Origin of the sequence: Cytobacillus massiliigabonensis, from assembly GCF_900199725.1 — a bacterium.
Lineage (GTDB): Bacteria > Bacillota > Bacilli > Bacillales > Cytobacillaceae > Cytobacillus > Cytobacillus massiliigabonensis.
In genome coordinates, this window is record NZ_LT904902.1 from 558,396 (window position 1) to 581,087 (window position 22,692).

Below are 22,692 nucleotides of genomic sequence, written 5' to 3' on the forward strand. Positions count from 1 at the left end.
CTTCTCGTTTGAGTTCGAGAAGGTCTTTTCTTTACAATATCTCAGACAGCAATGCTTTTTGAACATGAAGACGATTTCCTGCTTGCTGAAAAACGGCGGAATGAGGACCATCAATGATTTCTGCCGATACTTCTTCCCCTCTATGGGCAGGTAAACAGTGAAGGAAAACGAAATCTTTCTTCCCATATTGGACAAGCTCCTTATTCACTTGGAAGCTCGAAAACACTTTTTTCCTCTGATCATTTTCCTCTTCCTGTCCCATACTCGTCCAAACATCTGTATAAATAGCATCCGCTCCTTCTACAGCTTCCAAGGGATTATTCGTTATATCAATTTTTGCCCCACTTGCTTCAGCAAATTGCATTGCCAGTTTAGTAATGGCTGCATTTGGCTCATAGCCCGCTGGACTGGCAATTGTTATATCCATTCCTACCTTTGCAGAAGCAATCATTAAAGAGTGTGCGACATTGTTTCCATCCCCTATATAGCATAGCTTTTGCCCAGCAAATGTCCCTTTATTCTCTTGAATTGTTAATAGATCTGCTAAAGCCTGACATGGATGATAGAGATCCGTTAAACCATTAATGACAGGGATGGATGCATGAGAGCTGAGTTCTTTAATCGTTTGATGGGAAAACGTACGAATCATGATTGCATCTACATAATGAGAGAGCACCTTTGCCGTATCAGCGATAGATTCGCCTCTTCCAAGCTGCAGGTCATTGCTGTTTAAATATAATGCATGACCGCCAAGCTGCAGCATCCCCGCCTCAAATGAAACTCTTGTACGAGTGGATGATTTTTCAAAAATCATCCCTAATATTTTTCCATTTAATGGTTTGGGGTCTTCACCTGTATAAGAAGCATTTTTCATTTTTTGTGCTTTTGCTAAGATCCCTTTAATTACATCTGAGGAGAAATCAGCTAATGTCAAGAAATGTTTTCCCTTTATATTTAGTTGTTTTTCGGATGCATGAATCGAAATCATTAAATACGCACTTCCTTTAATGTAGAATTATCTATCCCATCTCCAAGCCAATCTTCAATCGATTGGACACTCCATTCCTCAACCATCAATCCTTCTAAAAATGCTTTTAGCGTTTCTTCTTCAGTAAATGTATATACTCTATTTTTTACAGCTTTCTCACGCAGCTTTATGTCCTTCATAGTATTATTAGTGCTGTATAGAGCAATGGTATCTTTCGTCAATTCCTCTGTAAAAATAAAATCTACTCCCGCTCTTTTAGCAATAGAATCAAGTTTACAATCGATTGAAGGATTTGAAATGACAACTTGTAATCTTTCCTCTTTTTTTAATCGCCCATGATAAAATGCCTTCTTAACTGCCTCTTCATACGTTGAAGCTAAAGCAATCCCTTCCCCAGTCGATTTCATTTCTGGTCCTGTTTTTGCATCAAGACCTTTTAAGGCATAGTTTGAAAAGACGGGATATTTCACACATGTAAATGAATGAATTTGACAATCGGGTATTTCATCATTCGACATTTGGTATTTCCCAAGCAATACTTTTGTCGCTATTTGTACGAGTGGAATACCGGTCACTTTACTTACAATCGGAACCGTTCTGCTTGCGCGAGGATTCACCTCTAAAACAAAAACTTCATCTCCATTAATAATAAATTGGATATTCATTAGACCTTTGTATTGAAGTTTTTGAACAATAGCCTTTCCATAGGCAATCATTTTTTTCTGGGTATATGTAGACAGATTTCTCGGAGGAAGAACGGACATACTATCCCCAGAATGAATGCCTGTTTTTTCGATATGCTCCATGATGGCAGGTACACAAATATGGTAACCATCCGCAGCTAAATCAAATTCTGCTTCCGTACCTTGGAAGAACTGGTCTACTAGGATTGGGTAAGGAGTTTCATTTTTTCGCAAATACATTTCAAATTCAGTCTGGCAGTTAATGATCTCCATCCCCTTTCCCCCAATGACAAAGGAAGGACGGATCAAAACCGGAAAACCCAGTTTTTGAATGGCTGAAAACAGCTCATTTCTTGAATAAACAACTTCCCCATCCATATGCGGGATATTTAAATCGTCCAAAAGCTGATAAAAGAGCTTTCGATCCTCTAACACATCAATCGTTCTCGAATTTGTTCCTAGTAGTGTTAAGCCATAGTCTTCTAGTTTTTCAGCAAGATTAATCGCTGTCTGCCCGCCTAATTGAACGATAACTTCTTTAATTCCCTCTGCTTCAACCACATTTAAGATATCCTCAAGAATAAGCGGTTCAAAGTATAGCCGATCTGCAATTGTAAAGTCTGTGCTCACTGTTTCAGGATTATTGTTAATCATTATCGTTTCAATATTTTCTTCCTTTAAAGCAAATACGCCCTGGACTGAACAATAATCAAACTCGATCCCTTGCCCGATGCGAATAGGTCCGCTTCCAATAATTAACACTTTCCTCTTATTACTTTTCACAAGCTCATTTTCACCAAAATAACTCGAATAAAAGTAATTGGATTGTGCTTCGAATTCTGCTGCACAAGTATCTACCATTTTATAAGAAGGGAGGACACCAAGCATTTTGCGCTTGTCGCGAATTTCTCTTTCCGTAACATGCCATTCCTTGGCTAAATATTGATCGCTAAAGCCCTTTTCCTTAAGAGACAGTAATTGTCCTTTTGTTGCCGTTTCAAATGTAAGAGCAGCTGCCTGACCCTCCAGTTCCACAAGCTCCAAAAAGGAATGCAAAAAATAATAATCTATTTTTGTGATTTCATGCAGGCCTTCTACTGATACACCCCTGCGCAAGAGCTCCATTATAATAAAAAATCTTTCATCTGTTTGCTCTTTTAGCATTTCTTCTAATTGTAAAGTCGCTGCTTCTGCAAAAGATGGATTCTTTAAATCTAATGTCTTTCCTTCTAAGGAGTGGACTGCTTTCAAAAGGGCACGTTCTAAGTTTCGATCGATTCCCATCACTTCGCCCGTTGCTTTCATCTGTGTTCCAAGTTTTCTATCTGCCGTTGGAAATTTATCAAATGCCCATTTTGGAAACTTTACAATTACATAGTCGAGAGCAGGCTCAAAGCTTGCAAATGTATCTCCTGTTACTGGATTAATAATTTCTGATAATGTGTATCCTGCAGCAAGCTTTGCAGCCATTCTTGCAATTGGGTAGCCAGTAGCTTTTGAAGCAAGCGCGGAAGAACGGCTAACCCTTGGATTCACTTCGATTAAATAATAGTTTTTACTGTGTGGATCTAGGGCAAATTGAATATTACATCCGCCGATAATACCAAGTGCAGAAACAATTTTTATTGATGCCGTTCGAAGCATCTGATATTCCTCATCTGTTAGCGTTTGTGAAGGAGCAACAACAATTGAATCACCCGTATGGATGCCAACAGGATCGATATTTTCCATATTGCAAACCGTTATACACGTATTCATTGAATCCCGCATAACCTCATACTCAATTTCTTTAAAACCAGCAATACTTTTTTCAATCAAGCATTGGTTGATTGCACTTTCATTCAAACCGCCTCTAACGAGTGATTTTAATTCAGCAAGACTATTAGCTATGCCGCCTCCTGTTCCCCCAAGCGTATAGGCAGGACGAACAATGATCGGAAATCCAATTGTTTCAGCAAATTGAATTGCTCCCTCTACATCATGAACAATCGTGCTATCTGGAACTGGCTCATTCAATTCTTTCATTAGCTGTCTAAAGGCTTCCCTGTCTTCCCCTTTTTTTATAGACTCGATGCTGCTTCCTAAAAGCTTCACACCAAAACGCTCCAAAATACCTGATTCGCTTAGCTGAAAAGCTAAATTTAACCCTGTTTGGCCGCCTAATGTAGCAAGGATTCCGTCCGGACGTTCCTTTTCAATAATTTTCTCTAAGCTGTCTACGGTTAATGGCTCAAAATAAATGCGATCAGCAAAAACCTTATCTGACATAATTGTTGCTGGATTATTATTTACAAGGATGACCTTATACCCTTCTTCTTTCAATGCAGCGCATCCTTGCGTCCCCGCATAATCAAATTCTGCTGCTTGCCCAATAACAATGGGACCAGACCCAATTACTAGGATTGACTGGATGCTTGTATCTTTAGGCATATGCAATAACGCTCCCATCGTTCGCTTTTATCATGTTCAAGAATTCATCAAAGATATACTCACCATCTGCAGGTCCCGGATGTGCTTCTGGATGGAATTGAACCGTTTGAATCGGCAAAATTTGGTGAATGAGTCCTTCTACCGACTGATCATGAAGATTAATAAAGCGCTTTTCAAACCCTGTTTTCTGAAGACTTTCTTCATCAACAACATAACTGTGATTTTGAGAAGACATAAATACTTTTCTCTTTTTCAAGTCAGCAATTGGATGATTTGCACCCCTATGACCGAAAGGAAGCTTTTTCGTGTTTCCTCCAAAAGCTAAGGCAGCTAGCTGATGTCCAAGGCATATTCCTAGCGATGGGTACTGTTCTAGCATTTTTTTTATGTTTTTCAATATACTTGTTAGCTCTTTTGGATCTCCAGGGCCATTGGAAAGCACAATTCCATCTGGCTTTAGTTTTTTTATTTCTTGAAATGTCGTATTAAAAGGAACGGTTGTTACTCTGCAGTTTCTTTTAAGTAAGGAATGTATGATGGATTTCTTTGTCCCATAATCAACAAGAACAATATGTGTTTCGCCTTCCCCATAGTAACCATTAGTATTAGCTGTTACCTTTGTAACCTTTTCATCTTTGTGCAATTCAACATCGGTCTTCATAAACGATTCATTAATAGACATTACCGCTGGCATCGTGCCTTCCTTCCTGATGGTCTTAACAACCGCCCTCGTATCTATATGACCCAATAATGGAATATCCCATTTTTGTAGGTATTCTTTGAGTGAATAAGTGGATTGATAATGAGACGGATGATTCGTTGCTTCATAAACAACGACACCTGCCACATGCGGCTCCTTACTTTCATAATCTTGTTCATTAATTCCATAATTTCCGATTAAGGGATATGTAAAAACAATGATCTGGTCCTTATAAGAAGGATCTGTCAGCACCTCTTGGTAACCAGTCATTCCAGTAAAAAAAACGATTTCCCCTTCAATCTGCTGATTAGGAGGAGCTGTCAGCCATTCACCGTTGAAACAATGATTATTTTTCAAGTGTAAATATCCTTTCATGTTTCCACCTCTCAATTTTTGTATATTTATTTATAATTTTAAATTTTTATGCATTATTGAGAAAAAATTTCAGCCTATACGGCTGCTTGTGAAAATTTTTTTATTACAGATTGTACAATGTCTATCGCCTCATCAATTTCATCTATCGTAACCGTTAATGGCGGCAAAAGCCTTAACACATTCATTCCCGCTGGCAGTGCAAGCAATCCATGATTTCTTAATTCCTTCAATAAAATCGGCAGTTCGATTGATGTCTCTATGCCAATCATCATTCCTAATTGTCTAATATCCATTATGTCAGGAATCTTCTTCAATTCCATACAAATAAGTTCAAACAGGTAAGAGCTCTTTTTCCTCACTTCCTCTAAAAATTCTGTTTGAAAAATGGTCTCCATCGTTGCTGTTGCAGCTGCAATCGCCAATGGATTTCCACCAAAAGTTGAACCATGGCTGCCCGGTCCAAAAAAGTGAGCAAGTTCCTTTTTCCCGATTACCGCTCCAATTGGCAGCCCGCTGCCTAACCCTTTTGCAGACGTAACAATATCAGGCGTTAATTGGAAATGCTGAAAGGCAAAAGGTTTCCCCGTTCGGCCAATTCCTGTTTGGATTTCGTCAATAATAAGAAGTGCCCCTTTTTCCTTGCAAAGTTTATTAACTTCATTCAAAAAGGCATGCTCGCCAATATAAATGCCGCCCTCTCCTTGAACAATCTCAAGCATCACAGCCGCAGTCTCATCATCCAATTCCTTTTTTATTGCCTCAATATTATTAAATGGAAGGTAAATAAACGTTTCTAGCATCTGCCCATATCCCGTTTTAATTTTATCCTGCCCAGTTGCTGACATTGCTGCAAATGTTCTGCCATGAAAGGAATTTTCAAAGGTAATAATTTTCTTTTTTCCTGTTGCCTTTCGAGCTAATTTGATGGCTGCTTCATTCGCTTCTGCACCACTATTTGCAAAAAAAACACAGTCCATCTCCGCGCTTTCTGCCAATCGCCTCGCTGCATTCTCTTGTTCTTCTTGAATAAAAAGATTAGAAACATGCCAATAACGGCTAAGCTGACTAGTGATTGCCTCCTGCACAGATACAGGGCGATGTCCTAAATTGCAAACACCAATTCCCGAGGTAAAGTCCAAGTATCTTTTCCCATGCTTATCAATAATAATACTTCCTTCTGCATGCTCAGGCTCTACTTCCCAGCGGGAATAAGTAGGAAATAAATAACTCATCTCAAGATCCCCTCTTTGGCAATAATTTCAGTTCCAATCCATTGTGATTGGCTGAAAAATACTTCCTTTCCAGACACAATTCTCACACTTTTCAGCCCCTTTTCAATTGCGTTAACAGCTGAACGAACTTTTGGGATCATTCCACCTGTTATGATGTTAGTCTGAATATACGTTTCGATTTCTTCCTTACTTATTTGTGGGACTAGTTCTCCATTCATGAGAATTCCTTGTACATCTGTAACAAAAATACAATGGTCTACATGAAGCGCAAGAGCAATTGCTGCTGCTGCAAAATCTGCATTAATATTTAGCTTAATCCCATTAACAGTTGCGGCAATTGGCGTAATGACAGGTGTATACTTCTCTTCTAGCAGCATGGAGATTACCTCTGTTTTTACTTTTACAATATCACCAACAAAGCCCAATCTTTCTTGGTCAATAAAATCAGCTTGTAAAAAACCGCCATCGCTTCCATTTACTCCAAATGCATGAAATCCTTGAGAAGCAAGCTTTGCTGCAAGGGTACGATTGGTTTTCCCAGCCAAGACCAATTCGACAATCTCCATCACTTTAGCTGTTGTTTTCCGCAGCCCATGTTCAAATTCGTGCGGAACTTGATAAAGATCCAGCTGCGCATTAATATCAGGACCTCCGCCATGAACAAACAGAAAATGATACCCTTCTTTCTCCAACTCTTTTAAACTATTAAAAAATGCAGGTGATAATTCATCAATAACACTGCCACCGCATTTTAGTAAAACTGTTTTCAAATCATTCCCTCCCTATGTCCGATAGCTTGCATTGATTTTCACATAATCATAGGACAGGTCACAGCCCCAGGCTTTTCCGTTTCCATTTCCATTTTGGAGATCAACATAAATTTGTATCATGTTATTCTGCAGATAGGTGGATGCATCCTCTTCAGAAAAAGGCAGTGGTTCACTATTTTTTAACATCGAGATTGGTCCAATCGAAATATCAACTGTATTTGGATTAACATTTGCCTCACTTTGCCCAATGGCACCGATAATTCTTCCCCAGTTTGCATCTTCTCCATAAATGGCTGTTTTAACAAGATTAGACCCGACAATTTGCTTCGCAGCCATTCTTGCTTCCTCATCATTTATCGCTCCATTCACTTCAACCTCAATTAATTTAGTCGCTCCTTCGCCATCTTTTGCAATTTGCTTCGCTAGACTTTCACAGCTTTTTGCAAGTAATTGGACAAAATGATCCCAGTCTTCATGCGCTGGTGTTAATGAATTCGTTCCACTTTCCCCATTAGCCAGGATTAGCACCATGTCGTTCGTCGATGTATCCCCATCCACAGTAATCTGATTAAAGGTTGTATTCGTTATTTCCTTAAGTGCCATCTGAAGATAATGACTCTCAATCTTTGCATCTGTCGTAATAAAAGCAAGCATCGTTGCCATATTTGGATGTATCATCCCGGAGCCTTTCGCTGCCCCTCCCATATAAACAGGCTTTCCTTCAATTTCAGTTGAAAAACAACAGCTTTTCATGACTAGGTCTGTTGTTAAAATAGCTGTTTGAAAATCTGCAGCATACTCATTACCTTTTCCAGGTTCAAGAGATTGGATCCCCTTTTGAATTTTTTTCATTGGCAGAAACTCCCCAATTACACCCGTTGAAGCAACTGCTACCTGATGTGCTTGAAGATGAAAATGATCTGCTGTCCACTGTCTCATTTGATAGGCATCACGCAAGCCTTGTTCACCTGTACATGCATTTGCACACGCACTATTCACAATCACTGCTTGAAGCTTTTGTTCTAATGCAATACTTTCCTGTGTAACCTTAAGCGGTGCTGCTTGGAACTGGCTCGTTGTATAGACAGCAGCACAATTAGCAGGAACATCGCTTAGAATCACACCTATATCCTTCTTTGAGTATCTAAGCCCTGCGTGTACACCGCAAGCACTAAACCCTATTGGCGTTGTAATACTCCCTCCAGCAATTTCTTTAATCGCTAGAGAGTGCGATAAAGTATACATGAATTCTTCCTCCCTTATGGATACATCGGGACAAAATCAAGTCCCGCTGCTTCATCAAAACCGCTCATAATATTTGCATTTTGCACAGCTTGCCCCGCTGCCCCCTTCATCAAATTGTCAATCACCGCAATTATTGTCAGCCTTCCCGTTCGATCATCTACATGCAGGCCAATATCACAATAATTCGAGCCAGCAACTTCTTTAATTGATGGGAAGGTATTTTCCGGCCGAATACGGATAAATGGATGCTGATGATAAATTTCTTTATATAATTCTAGCAATTGGCTCGTATTTTGCTCATCTTTTAATTGAACATAGGCTGTTGTCATAATCCCTCTTGTAATTGGCAAAAGATGTGTGGTGAAGGTAATTGGCTGAATGTCATTATTCCATTGGAGAAGCTGCTGCTCAATTTCTGGTGTATGCTGATGCTCATTTACCTTATACACTCTGAAGTTCTCATTCGCTTCAGCCAAGCTTGTATTTCTTGATAGAGATTTTCCTGCACCAGAAACGCCTGACTTTGCATCAATGATAATACTTGTCGGATCAATCAAATCTGCTTTTACAACTGGGGCTAGACTTAGCAGTGATGCAGTTGGATAACAGCCAGGATTAGCAATCAAACTTGAATTTTTAATCGTCTTCTTATTCCACTCAGGCAACCCATACGCTGCTTGAGATTGCAAGTTTTCATGAACAGGCTCGTGTTTATACCAGGCTTGGTAATCTTTAGCAGACAATCTTAAATCCCCTGACAGATCAATCACTTTTATGTTCTTGTTAACAAATTCATTTGCTAATTGCCCAGAAATGCCTGATGGAGTAGCAAGAAAGATAATTTCTGATTGATTGGCTATTTGTACAGGATCAATTGGCTCCATTTTTTTATCTAGTAAACAGTGGAGGTGCGGATATTCCTTCCAGATGGGTATTTCATCTTTCGTTGAATGGATGGATTGAATCTTGAATGTAGGATGCTGGTGTAAAATTCGCAGTAATTCAACTCCTCCATATCCTGTTGTTCCAATTATAGAGACTTTCATGATTTTCCCCTTCACTTTTTGTATATTTACTCATCTTGGTAAATATTTATTAATTTTATATTTCTCTTATTATAGAAAGTTAAGAATAGAAAATCAACTGTTTTTTCTTGAAGTTTTTAATCTTTACAATATAATAGTAGTATTATCTTATATACAACGGACGGATGCATTACCGAAAGAGGAGGTAATACATGCAATCAAATATTAAAATTTCTGAAAAGCTTAATGTATTATTACAAGCCTCACATCATAACAAAAAGGTTGAGAAGGGATCCTTTCTATACCAAGAAGGAATGACAGCAAATGAACTTTTTATTGTTCAAAGCGGTTTAATTCAAATTAGTAAGATTGTACCTGATGGCCGTGAGCTTACATTAAGAATGTGCGGGGAAGGAGATTTGTTTGGGGAATTATCACTTTTCTGCCCATCGCCTAAATATATGCTGAATGCAAAAGTGATTGAGAGTGGAGTTGTAGCAATCATTAATAAGGTGGAGCTTGAAGAAAAGCTCAATCAAGATCATTCCCTAGCGCTTGAATTGATGAAATGGATTAGTCTCCAATATCGTAAAACACAAACTAAATTTCGAGATCTTGTCCTACATGGAAAAAAAGGAGCGCTTTACTCTACCTTAATCCGGCTAACTAATAGCTATGGCATTGAAACCGAGAAGGGGATTATGATCAATACCCCTTTAACAAACCAAGAGCTTGCAAATTTTTGCGGAACCTCACGAGAAGTTGTCAATAGAATGTTAGGCGAACTTCGCAAAAATGAAGTGCTCTCGATCGAAAAAGGAATGATTACCATTCACGACCTAACCTATTTAAAAGAATCTATTGATTGTGAGAATTGCCCAGTTAACATTTGTAATATTGAATAAAGAAAGCTGCATCTCCATATTTGAGATGCAGCTTCTTTATTGTTAAATAACAACGATGACCATAATGATAAAAAAGAAGGCAGAATTGATGATTTCTAGAATGCCTAATTTTTTCATTGTCATTCCTTTGCCATAGAAGACAAATGCTCTAATTAAACTCGGAATGAAAGCAATGGCAATTAGCCACTCCCCTAATAGAATCCAAATGAATGGGACAGCTATATGAAAACCCCATGACAGCCATTTAAATGTTGGATTTTTTTTCTCGCGTATCATCGTTTTTACGAAAAAAGTACAACCAGTAAAAAATAAAATGGATGTAATAAATACTATAATTGCTAAGGAATTGATTTCTGCGTTAGGCAGGTAGCTGCTTGCTAAACCAGCAATAGCAAATACACAAATCGCACTAATATCATTCGTAAAAGCCCTTTCGCGATTATTCGATGAAAAATAGGCATTTAAAATAAATAAAGGAATCATAATTAAACCAAATATAATGATAGATGGCTGAACAAATAGCGGAATTAACAGCAATAGGATTGCTGGAACAAAATAAATGATTGTCCACTTCGTGTAATACTTCATTTTTTTCTTTTTAAATAATAAAAGCAATGGATATGTAGCTAAATATAAAAATAACCAGCCTATGAAAAAGGCAATATGTGACCACATAAATTCAGAAGCAACCACTCCAAGCCAAAATGGGATGATTAACATCGCCCAAGCACCATGCTGTTTTGGTAAACATATCTTCATGATTATTCCCCCTTATAGCATGCTACCCATACTATATCTAAAACCTGAAAGTAAAAAAGTGAAGATCATCACAGAAAAAACCGCCAAATTGTGACGGTTTTTCGACAAATATCAACATCTATTTCAACTCATTAGTCAGATAATTGTATATCCATTCATAACACTGATAATCGTCAATACTGAAAAATGGGACAGAATCTAACTGGCTTTTCATTTCCAAACATTCTTCATTCCAAAATAATACAGCTTGAATATTCTTTAATTTCGACAAATGGTCAAGATCATCTATATTCCTTGCTAAAACTATTTTTGGATATTTTTCCCTTTTATGACCTTCAATTAAAATGATATCAGTGCGCAAAATTTCAAGAATTTTAATTTGCTCACTTAATGTCCAGCTACCCTTTTCTGCTTGCAGCAGAATTCGTCCGTCCCCTTCAATTAAAGATGCACTTGCACCTGAGGAAATATGCTCGCTGGAATCCTTGCCTTCGACTATATCCGGCTTCCCCCCATGCCCATGATGCTTTATTGTAGCTACATTAAAATTATCAGCAGCAAGACATTGGATAAGCTTTTTAACAACAGTCGTTTTGCCGCTGTTTTGAAAACCAACAATCTGAAGCAAAATTGGCTTTCTTACCATGGCCACTCGCTTCCATCAAAGTCCTCAAGCAATAAAACCTCTACTTCAGAACCTGCTTCAAAGCCTCTCGTTCCTCCAGGCAATATCATTAAAGAATTCGCCCCAGCAAGGCTCATAACGATATTCGATTTATCAAGCCCGCTCGGAGAAGCGATCAGCTTGCCATCTGATACAGTTACGGCACTTCTAACAAATCTGGTGAAAGGATTCGCCTTTAGGAAATCAACATCAAGAATAGCCTTTTCCTTTCGAAGATGCGGCTTTTCAGCAAACAGCATTCTCCTTATGATGGGTCTTGTAAATAATTCAAATCCCACATAACATGCAGATGGATTTCCTGATAGACCAAATAAAAGCTTTCCTTCAAATTGCGCTACAGTTGTTACACTGCCTGGACGCATCGCTACTTTATTAAATAACACTTCCGCTTTCATTTTTTCATAAATAGCTGGCAAATAATCAAAATCCCCAACGGAAACACCGCCAGTAGTTATGAGCATATCTACTTTCCCAAGTGCACTTTTTACTGCTTCATAGCAAGTTTCAAATTCATCAGGGAGCTGTCCAAAGTAATGCACATCGGCACCTGCACGTTCAATTTGAGCTGCAATCATATAAGAGTTGCTGTTTCTTATTTTTCCTGGCTCTAATGCGTCATGTACATCCAATAGTTCTGTACCTGTTGCATATAATCCTACAATTGGCTTTTTTGCTACAAGCACCTGCGAGTAGCCAAAGGTAGCAAGGATTGCTTGAATTCCTGGATTAATCTTTGTACCTTTTTTAATTAGCACATCCCCTTCTCTTGCATCTTCACCTTTAAACGAGACGTTATCACCCGGTTTATATGTACGTTTAATAGACATATAGTTTTTTCCATCTTTTTCATATGCCTTAGCTAGCTCAAGCATGACAACAGCATCACATTCCTTAGGCATTTGTGCACCAGTCATAATTCTAACTGCTTGAAAAGCACCTACCGTTTTCGCTGTTACCATTCCCGCACCGATATGATCAACCACCTCAAATTCCACAGGAGTCGTTTGGGATGCATCCTTTGTATCAATTGTTCTGACAGCAAAACCATCGTATGGAGCCCGGTCAAAATGAGGAACATCACTTGTCGCTCTTAAATCCTCTGATAAATATCTTCCATAGCTTTCTTTTATAGAGACATTTTCCGTTTGTCCGCTCCATTGGTGATTCATTATCCGTTTAACTGCCTCTCCAACTGGGATGGGTGTTCTTCTCTCTATCATTCCTATCAGCTCCTCAAAAAAGTCAAGCTTATCTCTTCTTATATTATAAATGTACAGCATCGTATTCAACATGACAAACCTCACAACTATGTTTCAAGTGAAAGTTAAATGTTGATTATCATACGTTGATTCTTGCGGAAGGCACGAGTCTCCTGCGGAAAGAGAAGGACAGGTGAGACCCCGCAGGAGCGCAAGCCACGCGCAGGGTTACCGCCTGCCCCGCGATCGCTAAGTGCCTGTAGCGAAAATCATTAGCAAAATTTAATGCAGTCATCCAAAAAAAAAGTTAGAAGTGTGATGAGGGTCACCTGCTCAAAGCATATTATCCGTTATGCTTATTATGAAATAAAGAATGGATTACTAAGGAGGATATGAATAAAATGGCATTGACTATTACTGAAACCACATTAGTTAAGGATATTGTAAATGAGCAACCCAAAACTAGCGATGTTTTTAAACGTTATCGTATAGATTTTTGCTGTGGCGGGAATATTCCGTTAAACAAAGCTGCTGCTGACCTTTCAGTAGATATGGACAAATTAATGTCTGATCTGCAGGAAGTCTATATAAAAGAAGAAAATAATAAAGATGATATGGCTGTTTGGACAGATAGTAGTTCAGAAAATATTATAAAACATATTAGTGAACACTATCATGCCACAACACTAGATGAACTTGCTCAATTAAGTCCATATGTCACAAAAGTATCAAAAGTTCATGGTGACAGCCATCCAGAACTATTAAAGGTTTATGAATTATTTTATGAGTTTAAAAAAGAAATGATTGAACACACAGCGAAAGAAGAAGAAGTTGTCTTCCCAATGCTAAAAAAATTAGAGGATCCAACACTCGAAAATCGCCAAGAAATTGTTGATTATATAACTGAGCTTGAAAAAGAGCATGATCATGTAGGAGAAATATTAAGACAGCTAAGAGAAATTACATCAGATTATGAGCTTCCACTTGATGCATGCGGAACGTACACACTAGTATACAAGCGTCTTGAGGCGCTAGAAGGATTTACATTCATGCATGTTCACCTAGAGAATAATATTTTATTCCCAAGATATTTAGGCTAAAATATTTTTCATAAAAAAGCTTGCGAGGTACGTGTTCAAACTCAATGAAAAAAGTTCCGCATACCTCGCAAGACGATCATTAGCACAACTTAAAACAAGGACAAAAAATACCCCCTGTTAATTACAACAGGGGGTATTTTTATCCGCCGATATAGGACATTTCGATTTTCTTTCTAGTCTTTGCACTTTCTTCCGTCCGCTCGTCCGAATAGCGATCCTTTCTTCCACTCCATATAGATGTAATGCGATTGGCTATCTCCTCATCTGTCACATTTTTCCGCATGAATTCTTTAATATCATGCCCTTCTCCATTAAACAAGCATGTAAAAATCTGTCCATTTGCTGAAAGCCTTGAACGAGTACAGCTTGAGCAGAAAGATTCGGAAACAGATGGAATAAATCCTACATCCACATTCGTCCCTTCATAGCGATATCTTTTGGCTACTTCTCCAAAATAGGCAGGATCTACTGGTTCTAAAAGATAATGTTCTTTAAGCAATTCATAGATTTCCTTCTTCGTCACCACATCATCCATTTTCCAGCCATTTGTGCTGCCAACATCCATATATTCGATAAAACGAAGCTGCAATCCTTGCTCCTTACAGAACTTTGCCATCGGAACAATTTCTGAATCGTTTAAGCCCTTCTTCACAACCATATTGATTTTTACACCAAGACCAGCATCCTGTGCAGCTTTAATCCCTTCAAGAATAACGTCAACTCCGACTCCTCTGCCATTAATCTTTCCAAAAAGCTCACTATTAAGTGTATCCAAGCTGACATTCACACGTAAAAGCCCAGCTTCTTTTAGCTCTTTTGCAAATTTTGGCAGCAATACCCCGTTTGTTGTTAATCCAATATCCTTTAAGCCTTCAATTTCTGAAAGCTTCTTAACTAGCGTTGGCAAGTCCTTCCTTAGCAAAGGCTCCCCACCTGTAAGCCGGATTTTTTCAACACCTAGACTGACAAATATTTTAGCCAGACGTTCAATTTCTTCATAGGTTAATAATTCACTTTTTGGTAAAAAGGCAAAATCAGGACCAAACTTCTCAGCAGGCATACAGTACGTACAACGAAAATTACAGCGGTCTATCACTGAAATTCGTAAGTCTCTTAACGGTCTATTTAATTGATCTTTAATAATATTTCTTTCCATTTTATCAACTCCAGATTAAGAGTGATCTCTTTATTAACTATTCTATCACACGTTCCCTTTAGAAACTGTACACAATCTCACATTACATTCTGGTTACAAATGACACTGCATGAACCATGTATACTTATCATTACACCATATAACTACCTATATGTTAATAACATATTTAAAATGTCATGATGTTGTCATTATTCTCATTGTATTAAAGGTAACATATATCTAATAAGATTAAAAAAAGTACAGCCTTAGAACAAGACTGCACTTTCTGGTAAAAAAATTAATTACATTTATTCTAGCAGTTTTTACATTCATTGTTGCTATTAAAGTATAGTGAGTAGGGGTTGATTTCCGCTCCAGTCAAACAATTTTCCGAAAAAAAAATCTATTCACAAATGACTCAGAAATAACACCCTTTTAGAAAATAGCCATTATTTAGCTGCAGCTTTCTTTCTTAAAGCTTTAGGAATATAGACGCAGAATGGCTCGCTTTCCATATAATCCCCAGTCATCGCATAGGCACGTGATCTTGAGCCCCCACATACATATCTGAATTCGCAAACCCCGCATTTCCCTTTATATTTATCAGGATTTCGCAAATCTTTAAAAATAGGGGATTCTCTATAAATCTCTCCTAGCGTTTGTTCCCTCACATTCCCTGCTTTTACAGGCAATAATCCACTCGGATAAACATCACCTACATGGGAAATAAAGACGAAGCCATTCCCATCATTAACTCCTTTTGGCGCTCTGCCAAGCCCATCAATGGAGCCTGTTAAGCCTTGCTGTGTCAATGCATCTAAATATTGTATTTCATCTCTATGATCTTTTGCCTCGCGCATTTTTTGCTGGATAACAACACGGCGATAATGCTGAGCCGCAGTCGTTTTTATGTCAAATGGCACCCTTTTGCTTAGCTCATACAGCCAAGTAAACACTTTTTCATGTTCAACAGGAGAAATCATATCAGATTCCTGTCCTCTTCCTGTCGGTACAAGGAAAAAGACGCTCCAAAGGACACATTTTAACCCTTCAACAACTTTAGCCATCTCATCTAAATAATCAATATTATATCTGGAGATAACCGTGTTAATTTGAATAGGTATTTCAAGTTCATGCAAATATTTAATCCGTTCCATCGTTAAATCAAATGAGCCTGCCGTTCCACGAAAATGATCATGAACCTCTGCATTCGGTCCATCTAAACTAAATGCCCAGCGAGACAACCCCACTTCCTTCGCCTTCTCAATTGCCTCTTTCGTTACATTAGGGGTTGCACTAGGTGTCATCGAAACGCGTACACCTTTCTTGACAGCATATTCTGCAATATCAAAGACATCCTCTCTCATTAATGGGTCCCCGCCTGTAAATACAAGCATTGGATTATTCATTTCATAGATTTGATCAATTAATTGTTTCCCCTCTTCAAATGATAATTCGCGAGGGTCTCTTCTATATTGAGCTTCTGCACGGCAATGTAAGCATTTCAACTGACAAGCTCTCGTTAATTCCCATATCACGATAAATGGGTCCTGGTTAAAATCACGTTTAAAAGGCATATAAAAATCCTCCTTCAACACCCTCATTTATATTTCTATTCATGAGAAAATGTCGGATTTTATTTTTCAATAGATCATCTTTACACTCAAATTATAGAGGACTATTCCAAATAAATAAGTGAAAAATCTCACATTGACTTAATATATATTGAGGAAAATGTCACTTTTTGACTGAAATTCAGATGAGGATATTTCGCAGGGATCCTTCCAACAACAAAAAAAACACACTATGATTGTTAGAGTCCAGTGTGTTTTCCCCTATAAAAGCGGCTAATCAAATTTTAAAAATATGTGTAAGTTTTTGGAGATCTTCAGCTACTTCAGCTAATTCCTTTGTCGAATTTGCAACTTCATCAATTGAAGCAAGCTGCTCTTGCGAAGCTGCTGAAACATTCATTGAATTTTGGCTATTAAGGTTTGCAATCGAACTTACAGCTGAAACAGCAGCAGTTACTTCCGCAGCACTGCCAGAAATCATTTTTCCTCCATTTAGGATTTTCACCATTTGACCGTTCATCTCTGCCATCGATTGAGAGATTCGATGGAAAATGTCTTTTGTCTCGTTTGTCATAATAATTCCTTCTTGAACATCGTCTATTACATGCTTCATCGTTGCAACGGAATCGCCTGTTTGCTTTTGAATCTCATTTACAAGCTCTGCAATTTGCTGAGCAGATTCGTTTGACTGCTCAGCAAGCTTGCGGACCTCTTCAGCTACTACAGCAAAGCCTTTTCCTGCTTCTCCAGCACGTGCAGCCTCAATGGCAGCATTTAGTGCTAATAAATTTGTTTGATTCGCAATATCTGTAATAACTGTTAAAAATTGACCAATTTCTTTTGTCTGTTCCTGAAGCATTTGAATCGAATGATCCGACTGGCTGACAGAGTTTTGAATAAGACTCATTTGCTTTACCGTTCTATCAACCGTTTTTTCCCCTTCTTCAGCAACTGCTGTATTCATTCTCGATTGATTGCTAATAATTTCAGTATTAGTAGAAATATCGTCAATCTCATTGCTGACCACATTCATAGCTGATGCGATTTTTTTCATTCCAGCCGTCTGTTCTTCAGATCCTGCAGCAACTCCTTGGATTGCAGCGGAAATTTGCTCCGAAACCAATGCTGTATTTTCTGAGTTTGCAGATAATTGATTAACTGAAACTGTTATTCTGTCTGATGTGTGATTAATTTTGCTAACAACATTTTTAAGATGCTCGGTCATTTGCTGAAAACCTTTTGCCAATTGGCTAATTTCATCATCCACACGTTTTGAAAAATCCACTTCAACACTTAAATCTCCTTCTGAAACCTTGTTCGTTGCTTCTAATAGTTTACGGAGCGGATTAATAATGATCCATCGAGTGAAAACTGCAACAATAAATGTTGCTATTATGAGGTTAATAATCGTGTTAATATAAATACCAAAACTTTTATGTACATCTACAAAATCCATAACATACTCATTTAGCTTTGAAGAAAGTGGTGTACTAATAATTGATGCGATCACAATGACTGCAATCATTTTTAATCGAATACTTCTAAATTTAATTTTATCCAGCATAAAAGATCCTCTCCTAATGGCTTTCAATGGTGCGTCTTTCCTAGATAATTATACCTACTAGACTTACGGAACGCCACTATAAAGTCATAGAAAAAAAGCAGCCTCATTTGAGGACTGCTTTCCAATTCCATTATCTATAATTCACAAATTGTACATCAACCGTCAAATCGGCTTCCTTTACTGCTGCAATAATTTTTTGCAGGTCATCACGGTTTTTGCCGGTAACACGGACTTGATCATCTTGTACTTGGCTTTTGACCTTTAATCCGCTATTTTTAATGAGCATATTAATTTTTTTTGCATTTTCTTTATCAATGCCTTGTGCAATTTTGGCTCTTTGACGGACAGTTCCACCCGATGCACCTTCAAGCTTGCCATAATCCAGGTTTTTAACAGGAATCCCTCTTTTAATCATTTTACTAAAAAGAACATCCTTAAGCTGTTCTAACTTAAATTCATCATCTGAAATTAGCACAAGCTCTTCCTTATCAAGTGAAATCGTGCTCTTACTGCCTTTAAAGTCATAGCGGGTTTGAATTTCCTTCATTGCAATATTAATTGCATTTGTTACTTCTGAAAAATCAACTTTGGATACAATATCAAATGAACTTTCTTTCGACATGGCTGCCTCCTTAAAACTACCTCTTTACTAAAGAGGTTTCACTTTGTTCTTTAATTATAGTAAAATATAGCAGTTCATACAACTTAAGGAGTAACTTTTGAAACTTTTCATATATACTAGAAAAATAAAGGAGCGTTATTAATGGCAATTAGCGAATATATTGGACAAACTGTAAATTTAAAAGTGGAAAGACTAGCTGAATTCGGCTATTTTTTATCTAATGGCGAAGAAGATGTTCTGCTGCACAAAAACGATACGGATATAGAGTTAGAAGAGGAACAAGAGGTTGAGGTTTTTCTTTATACTGATTCAAGAGGAAGAATTGCCGCTACAACCACTATTCCTGAAATTACAACGCAAAACTACGGCTGGGCGCAGGTTAGCGATATAAAACCCGGAATCGGCATATTTATCAACATCGGTATAAAGAAGGATATGCTGCTCGGTGAAGAAGACCTGCCCGTTCATCAATCCGTCTGGCCAAAGGTAGGAGATTTACTATATATTACTTTAAGAGTCAACCGCAATGAACGAATTTATGTGAAATTAGCAACAGATCCAGTCATTGATGGAGTCGCTGTTAAAGCAACTAGACAAGACTTCAATAAGAATATACATGGACATATTTATCGTACGGCAAAAGTTGGAAGCTGGATTTATACGGCAGAAGGATTTAAAGGATTTATTCATGAATCACAGCGGAAGACAGAGCCTCGCCTAGGCGAAAAAGTAGAAGGACGGATTATTGATGTAAAAGAGGATGGAACAATCAATGTGTCTTTGGCACCACGGAAACATGAAGCACTCGATCAGGATTCAGAAGCCATTTTGAGTTACTTAGCAACACGTAACGGAGCCATGCCGTATGGAGATAAAAGCACTCCAGAGGATATACAGGAACGTTTTCAAATGAGCAAAGCTTCATTTAAACGAGCACTTGGCCGATTAATGAAAGAAGGACGGATCTATCAAGAAGAGGGCTGGACATATAGCAAAGGGGAAAAATAAACGAGCAAGCGGTCATGACCGCTTGCTCATTTTTTATAAATGATCTGTCTTTTTAGAATACTGGTTCTTACCAGCTTTTTGGTTTTTTTCACGCATCATGTTTTTTTCATGGCGAAAGGCATTATTATCCTGCGCTTTTTTATCGTTATCAGAAGTTCGGGGCATAATAGAAATACTCCTTCCATTATAATCAAAATTGCTGCCTTCTTGAAGAAAGCTGCTTCATGTTATTGTCTGTAAAATGAAAAGGAGTATGTATGATTAAATGTGGGAAAATAAGAAAAAGCAATCGGGCACCCGATTGCTAAGTATAATAATTATGATTGCACTTTATTAAGGAAAAATATAGCGATTGTTCCAGATCCTGTATGCGACCCAATTGCAGAGCCAATGGAAGAAATATAAAACTCTTTTGGATGAAATTCTTGTGCAATAAGCTCTTTCATTTCTAAAGCCGTTTCTTCATCGTCCGCATGGCTAATACCGATTATTTGCTGATCCAATGACTCGCCTCTCTCCTTCATTATTTCAATGATACGGCGAAGTAGCTTCTTTTTTCCACGGTGTTTTTCGATCGGGACAAGCTTTCCATCCTCGACATTCAATAATGGTTTAATATTCAAAAGACCCCCGAGAAAGGCGGATGCTCTTGAAACACGTCCTCCTTTAGCAAGATAGTCAAGATCATGGACAGTAAATAAATGTTCCATGTGCTGACAGCGGAATTTAATATCCTTTAAAATATCTTCCTTGGGAGTATTTTCTTTGGCTAGCCTTGCAGCTTCTTTAACAATAAGACCAAAGCCTAGAGAGGCACATTTTGTGTCTATGATTGTTAATTTAAAATCTGGATAAGCTTCTTTTACCTGATCTAGCATCATGACTGCCGTTTGATATGTCCCTGATAATTCTGATGAAAACGCGATATAAATTCCATCTTCATCATTTTTAGCCATTTTTGTAAATGTTTCCTCGAAAACTTGAGGCGACACCTGAGACGTCTTTGGAACCTTTCCCTCACGAATAGCTTGATAGACTGTTTTTGAATCGATTGTTAATAGGTCTACATATTCAGTATCATCTAAATGAACTTTCAGCGGCAAAAGCGTAACGTTGTTTTTTTCATAAAAGCTTAGCGGCAGATCACTTGCACTGTCTGTCAATATTTTCACTGACACCCTTATTCACCTGCTTTCCATACAATATATATTCTATAAGTGTATATAAATAAGAAAAAAAAGACAACGAAAATTATTCGGGAGTTGAGATAATTATATACAAAGCATTCATAAGCATATGCTCTCAACCATGTATGTAAATGTCGGTCTGCTTAATTTCACTACGCTTGTTATTACTTCGTACATAAAGGCTTGTTCAATTAATCAGACCGACAATTTAATTTTTCACAAAAAACAGGGAGGGTCTATATTGGTCTTGATAGAAGCTAAAAAAATAATTATTGTACTGATTGGTGCACTTTTAGGTGCTATTTCTATGAATTTTTTCCTCATTCCGGCAAATATTTATGCCAGCGGGTTTACTGGTGTGGCACAATTATTGTCCAGCGTTCTTGGAGGGAACATTTCAACAGGGATTCTCCTCTTCATTTTAAATATTCCAGTTACAATTCTTGGCTGGAAGAAGGTCGGAAAGACTTTTACTCTTTATAGTTTCATAAGTGTTTTTGCCATGTCATTCTTCATGGAAGTAATCCCCATAAAGCATTTCTCTCAAGATATTTTATTGAATGCAGTTTTTGGCGGGGTCATTGCAGCTGTAGGAGTTGGAATGACTTTAAAGTGGGGTGCTTCAACAGGTGGAATGGATATCATCGCCATGGTTCTTTCCCGAATGAAAGACAAGCCTATTGGAACGTACTTTTTCACATTGAATTCCATTATCATTATTACTGCAGGTGCACTATATGGATGGGAAAAAGCATTATACACTATTGTAACCTTATATGCCTCAACAAGGGTAATTGATGCGATTCACACAAGACACGTAAAGGTTACAGCCATGATTATAACAAAAAAATCTGAGGAAATGAAAAAAATGATTCATGGAAGACTCGTACGGGGTATAACAACAGTACCAGCAAAGGGGGCTTTTTCAAATGAAAGCAAGGAAATGATGATCGTCGTTATAACCCGATATGAATTATTTGAACTTGAAAGAATAATTAAAGAAGTAGATCCACAAGCTTTTACTAATATTGTACAAACAGTTGGTATTTTTGGTTTCTTCCGTAAGGATTAAAACTTTTGGAGGGATATTATGCGAATGCTTTTTGTTTTTACTGTCATTAGCCTTTTACAAGTTCAGCCATTCCACATAGACAATCAAGATTTTATTCAACATTCAAGTGATTCCATAAAAAGGGAGTTATTCAGAAGTGTTGAAGCAACAGGAAAAAATGGCGTTTACAAAGTAACAGGGGAAATTCGCTCAAACAAGAGAGAATTCTACTATATTGTCGAAGACGGTCATAATGAACTGATTACGGAAACAAGGCAAAAAGTGAATACAAACAACTCACAATGGTCTAAGTTCTCATTTACCTTTACTCTCCGGAAAGAAAACATACCCGAAAATGGAACGGTTACCCTATATTTATTCGATAAAAATAGGGAGGGAAAAAAACTTCACATTTATCCATTTGTTCTGCGCTAATCCATTAAAAAGAGAGAAGC

At 37.8% G+C, this 22,692-nt stretch carries 21 protein-coding genes; 5 read left to right on the forward strand and 16 right to left on the reverse strand.

Features of this window, described 5'->3' with window-relative positions:
• Positions 1-31: 31 nt before the first annotated feature.
• The 7 genes from argF to argC form a co-directional block, all read right to left on the reverse strand.
• Entirely contained in the window at positions 32-988 is a 957-nt protein-coding gene (gene argF / locus C1726_RS03180; RefSeq protein WP_102271837.1) for an ornithine carbamoyltransferase, read from the reverse strand.
• The gene (locus C1726_RS03185; protein ID WP_102271838.1) at positions 988-4,101 is read right to left on the reverse strand and encodes a carbamoyl phosphate synthase large subunit; all 3,114 of its coding nucleotides are present in this window, start codon (positions 4,099-4,101) and stop codon (positions 988-990) included. Before C1726_RS03185 ends, argF begins: the two co-directional genes overlap by 1 nt.
• Positions 4,094-5,176, reverse strand: coding sequence for a carbamoyl phosphate synthase small subunit (locus C1726_RS03190; RefSeq protein ID WP_102271839.1), 1,083 nt, complete (start codon positions 5,174-5,176; stop codon positions 4,094-4,096). Before C1726_RS03190 ends, C1726_RS03185 begins: the two co-directional genes overlap by 8 nt.
• A gap of 74 nt (positions 5,177-5,250) precedes the next feature.
• Complete coding sequence (locus tag C1726_RS03195; protein WP_102271840.1) at positions 5,251-6,408, reverse strand: acetylornithine transaminase; 1,158 nt, start codon at positions 6,406-6,408, stop codon at positions 5,251-5,253.
• A complete protein-coding gene (gene argB, locus C1726_RS03200) occupies positions 6,405-7,178 on the reverse strand; it encodes an acetylglutamate kinase (RefSeq protein ID WP_102271841.1) in 774 nt (257 codons plus the stop codon). Before argB ends, C1726_RS03195 begins: the two co-directional genes overlap by 4 nt.
• Before the next feature lie 12 nt (positions 7,179-7,190).
• A complete protein-coding gene (argJ, locus tag C1726_RS03205; RefSeq protein ID WP_102271842.1) occupies positions 7,191-8,423 on the reverse strand; it encodes a bifunctional ornithine acetyltransferase/N-acetylglutamate synthase in 1,233 nt (410 codons plus the stop codon).
• Between the two features lie 14 nt (positions 8,424-8,437).
• Complete coding sequence (gene argC / locus C1726_RS03210; RefSeq protein WP_102271843.1) at positions 8,438-9,469, reverse strand: N-acetyl-gamma-glutamyl-phosphate reductase; 1,032 nt, start codon at positions 9,467-9,469, stop codon at positions 8,438-8,440.
• Between the two features lie 191 nt (positions 9,470-9,660).
• Between argC and C1726_RS03220 the strand changes: the two genes are divergently transcribed.
• The gene (locus C1726_RS03220; RefSeq protein WP_102271845.1) at positions 9,661-10,353 is read left to right on the forward strand and encodes a Crp/Fnr family transcriptional regulator; all 693 of its coding nucleotides are present in this window, start codon (positions 9,661-9,663) and stop codon (positions 10,351-10,353) included.
• A 42-nt stretch (positions 10,354-10,395) separates the two neighbouring features.
• On the opposite strand, the gene C1726_RS03225 is transcribed toward C1726_RS03220, so the two are convergent.
• The 3 genes from C1726_RS03225 to C1726_RS03235 form a co-directional block, all read right to left on the reverse strand.
• Entirely contained in the window at positions 10,396-11,112 is a 717-nt protein-coding gene (locus C1726_RS03225; protein WP_102271846.1) for a YwiC-like family protein, read from the reverse strand.
• Between the two features lie 118 nt (positions 11,113-11,230).
• On the reverse strand, positions 11,231-11,758 hold the full coding sequence (mobB, locus tag C1726_RS03230) for a molybdopterin-guanine dinucleotide biosynthesis protein B (protein ID WP_102271847.1): 528 nt from the start codon (positions 11,756-11,758) through the stop codon (positions 11,231-11,233).
• A complete protein-coding gene (locus tag C1726_RS03235) occupies positions 11,752-13,017 on the reverse strand; it encodes a molybdopterin molybdotransferase MoeA (protein WP_102272344.1) in 1,266 nt (421 codons plus the stop codon). The genes mobB and C1726_RS03235 overlap by 7 nt, the downstream gene beginning before the upstream one ends.
• A 380-nt stretch (positions 13,018-13,397) precedes the next feature.
• On the opposite strand from C1726_RS03235, the gene ric reads away from it, so the two are divergent.
• Entirely contained in the window at positions 13,398-14,096 is a 699-nt protein-coding gene (ric, locus tag C1726_RS03240; protein WP_102271848.1) for an iron-sulfur cluster repair di-iron protein, read from the forward strand.
• 139 nt (positions 14,097-14,235) lie between these two features.
• Here ric and moaA read toward each other — a convergent pair whose 3' ends face one another.
• From moaA to C1726_RS03260, 4 genes are all read right to left on the reverse strand, one after another.
• A complete protein-coding gene (moaA, locus tag C1726_RS03245; protein WP_102271849.1) occupies positions 14,236-15,252 on the reverse strand; it encodes a GTP 3',8-cyclase MoaA in 1,017 nt (338 codons plus the stop codon).
• 428 nt (positions 15,253-15,680) lie between these two features.
• Positions 15,681-16,808 carry a TIGR04053 family radical SAM/SPASM domain-containing protein gene (locus C1726_RS03250; protein ID WP_102271850.1) on the reverse strand — a complete coding sequence of 376 codons (1,128 nt, stop codon included), beginning with the start codon at positions 16,806-16,808 and terminating at the stop codon, positions 15,681-15,683.
• Between the two features lie 274 nt (positions 16,809-17,082).
• Positions 17,083-18,369, reverse strand: coding sequence for a methyl-accepting chemotaxis protein (locus C1726_RS03255; protein ID WP_102271851.1), 1,287 nt, complete (start codon positions 18,367-18,369; stop codon positions 17,083-17,085).
• A 130-nt stretch (positions 18,370-18,499) separates the two neighbouring features.
• Positions 18,500-18,991, reverse strand: a complete 492-nt coding sequence (locus C1726_RS03260; RefSeq protein ID WP_102271852.1) for a YajQ family cyclic di-GMP-binding protein — start codon at positions 18,989-18,991, stop codon at positions 18,500-18,502.
• Between the two features lie 141 nt (positions 18,992-19,132).
• Here C1726_RS03260 and C1726_RS03265 point away from each other — a divergent pair, with 141 nt between their 5' ends.
• Positions 19,133-19,999, forward strand: coding sequence for a CvfB family protein (locus C1726_RS03265; protein WP_102271853.1), 867 nt, complete (start codon positions 19,133-19,135; stop codon positions 19,997-19,999).
• 33 nt (positions 20,000-20,032) lie between these two features.
• Here the strand turns inward: C1726_RS03265 and C1726_RS03270 are convergent, their stop codons facing one another.
• Both C1726_RS03270 and C1726_RS03275 read right to left on the reverse strand, forming a co-directional pair.
• Entirely contained in the window at positions 20,033-20,164 is a 132-nt protein-coding gene (locus C1726_RS03270) for a DUF3941 domain-containing protein (protein WP_102271854.1), read from the reverse strand.
• 152 nt (positions 20,165-20,316) lie between these two features.
• On the reverse strand, positions 20,317-21,177 hold the full coding sequence (locus tag C1726_RS03275) for a DegV family protein (protein ID WP_102271855.1): 861 nt from the start codon (positions 21,175-21,177) through the stop codon (positions 20,317-20,319).
• Positions 21,178-21,427: 250 nt separating this feature from the next.
• Between C1726_RS03275 and C1726_RS03280 the strand changes: the two genes are divergently transcribed.
• Entirely contained in the window at positions 21,428-22,258 is an 831-nt protein-coding gene (locus C1726_RS03280) for a YitT family protein (protein ID WP_102271856.1), read from the forward strand.
• A gap of 18 nt (positions 22,259-22,276) precedes the next feature.
• Entirely contained in the window at positions 22,277-22,672 is a 396-nt protein-coding gene (locus C1726_RS03285) for a Gmad2 immunoglobulin-like domain-containing protein (protein ID WP_102271857.1), read from the forward strand.
• Positions 22,673-22,692 lie beyond the last annotated feature (20 nt).

Coding starts and splice junctions, on each gene's coding strand:
- C1726_RS03185 (WP_102271838.1), bottom strand. CDS start 4,101: ATGCCTAAAGATACAAGCATCCAGTCAATCCTAGTAATTGGGTCTGGT.
- C1726_RS03225 (WP_102271846.1), bottom strand. CDS start 11,112: ATGAAGATATGTTTACCAAAACAGCATGGTGCTTGGGCGATGTTAATC.
- mobB (WP_102271847.1), bottom strand. CDS start 11,758: ATGGTAAGAAAGCCAATTTTGCTTCAGATTGTTGGTTTTCAAAACAGC.
- argJ (WP_102271842.1), bottom strand. CDS start 8,423: ATGTATACTTTATCGCACTCTCTAGCGATTAAAGAAATTGCTGGAGGG.
- ric (WP_102271848.1), top strand. CDS start 13,398: ATGGCATTGACTATTACTGAAACCACATTAGTTAAGGATATTGTAAAT.
- C1726_RS03255 (WP_102271851.1), bottom strand. CDS start 18,369: ATGCTGGATAAAATTAAATTTAGAAGTATTCGATTAAAAATGATTGCA.
- C1726_RS03285 (WP_102271857.1), top strand. CDS start 22,277: ATGCGAATGCTTTTTGTTTTTACTGTCATTAGCCTTTTACAAGTTCAG.
- C1726_RS03235 (WP_102272344.1), bottom strand. CDS start 13,017: ATGATAGAGAGAAGAACACCCATCCCAGTTGGAGAGGCAGTTAAACGG.
- C1726_RS03260 (WP_102271852.1), bottom strand. CDS start 18,991: ATGTCGAAAGAAAGTTCATTTGATATTGTATCCAAAGTTGATTTTTCA.
- moaA (WP_102271849.1), bottom strand. CDS start 15,252: ATGGAAAGAAATATTATTAAAGATCAATTAAATAGACCGTTAAGAGAC.
- C1726_RS03195 (WP_102271840.1), bottom strand. CDS start 6,408: ATGAGTTATTTATTTCCTACTTATTCCCGCTGGGAAGTAGAGCCTGAG.
- C1726_RS03270 (WP_102271854.1), bottom strand. CDS start 20,164: ATGCCCCGAACTTCTGATAACGATAAAAAAGCGCAGGATAATAATGCC.
- C1726_RS03250 (WP_102271850.1), bottom strand. CDS start 16,808: ATGCCTTTTAAACGTGATTTTAACCAGGACCCATTTATCGTGATATGG.
- argC (WP_102271843.1), bottom strand. CDS start 9,469: ATGAAAGTCTCTATAATTGGAACAACAGGATATGGAGGAGTTGAATTA.
- argF (WP_102271837.1), bottom strand. CDS start 988: ATGATTTCGATTCATGCATCCGAAAAACAACTAAATATAAAGGGAAAA.
- C1726_RS03220 (WP_102271845.1), top strand. CDS start 9,661: ATGCAATCAAATATTAAAATTTCTGAAAAGCTTAATGTATTATTACAA.
- C1726_RS03190 (WP_102271839.1), bottom strand. CDS start 5,176: ATGAAAGGATATTTACACTTGAAAAATAATCATTGTTTCAACGGTGAA.
- C1726_RS03265 (WP_102271853.1), top strand. CDS start 19,133: ATGGCAATTAGCGAATATATTGGACAAACTGTAAATTTAAAAGTGGAA.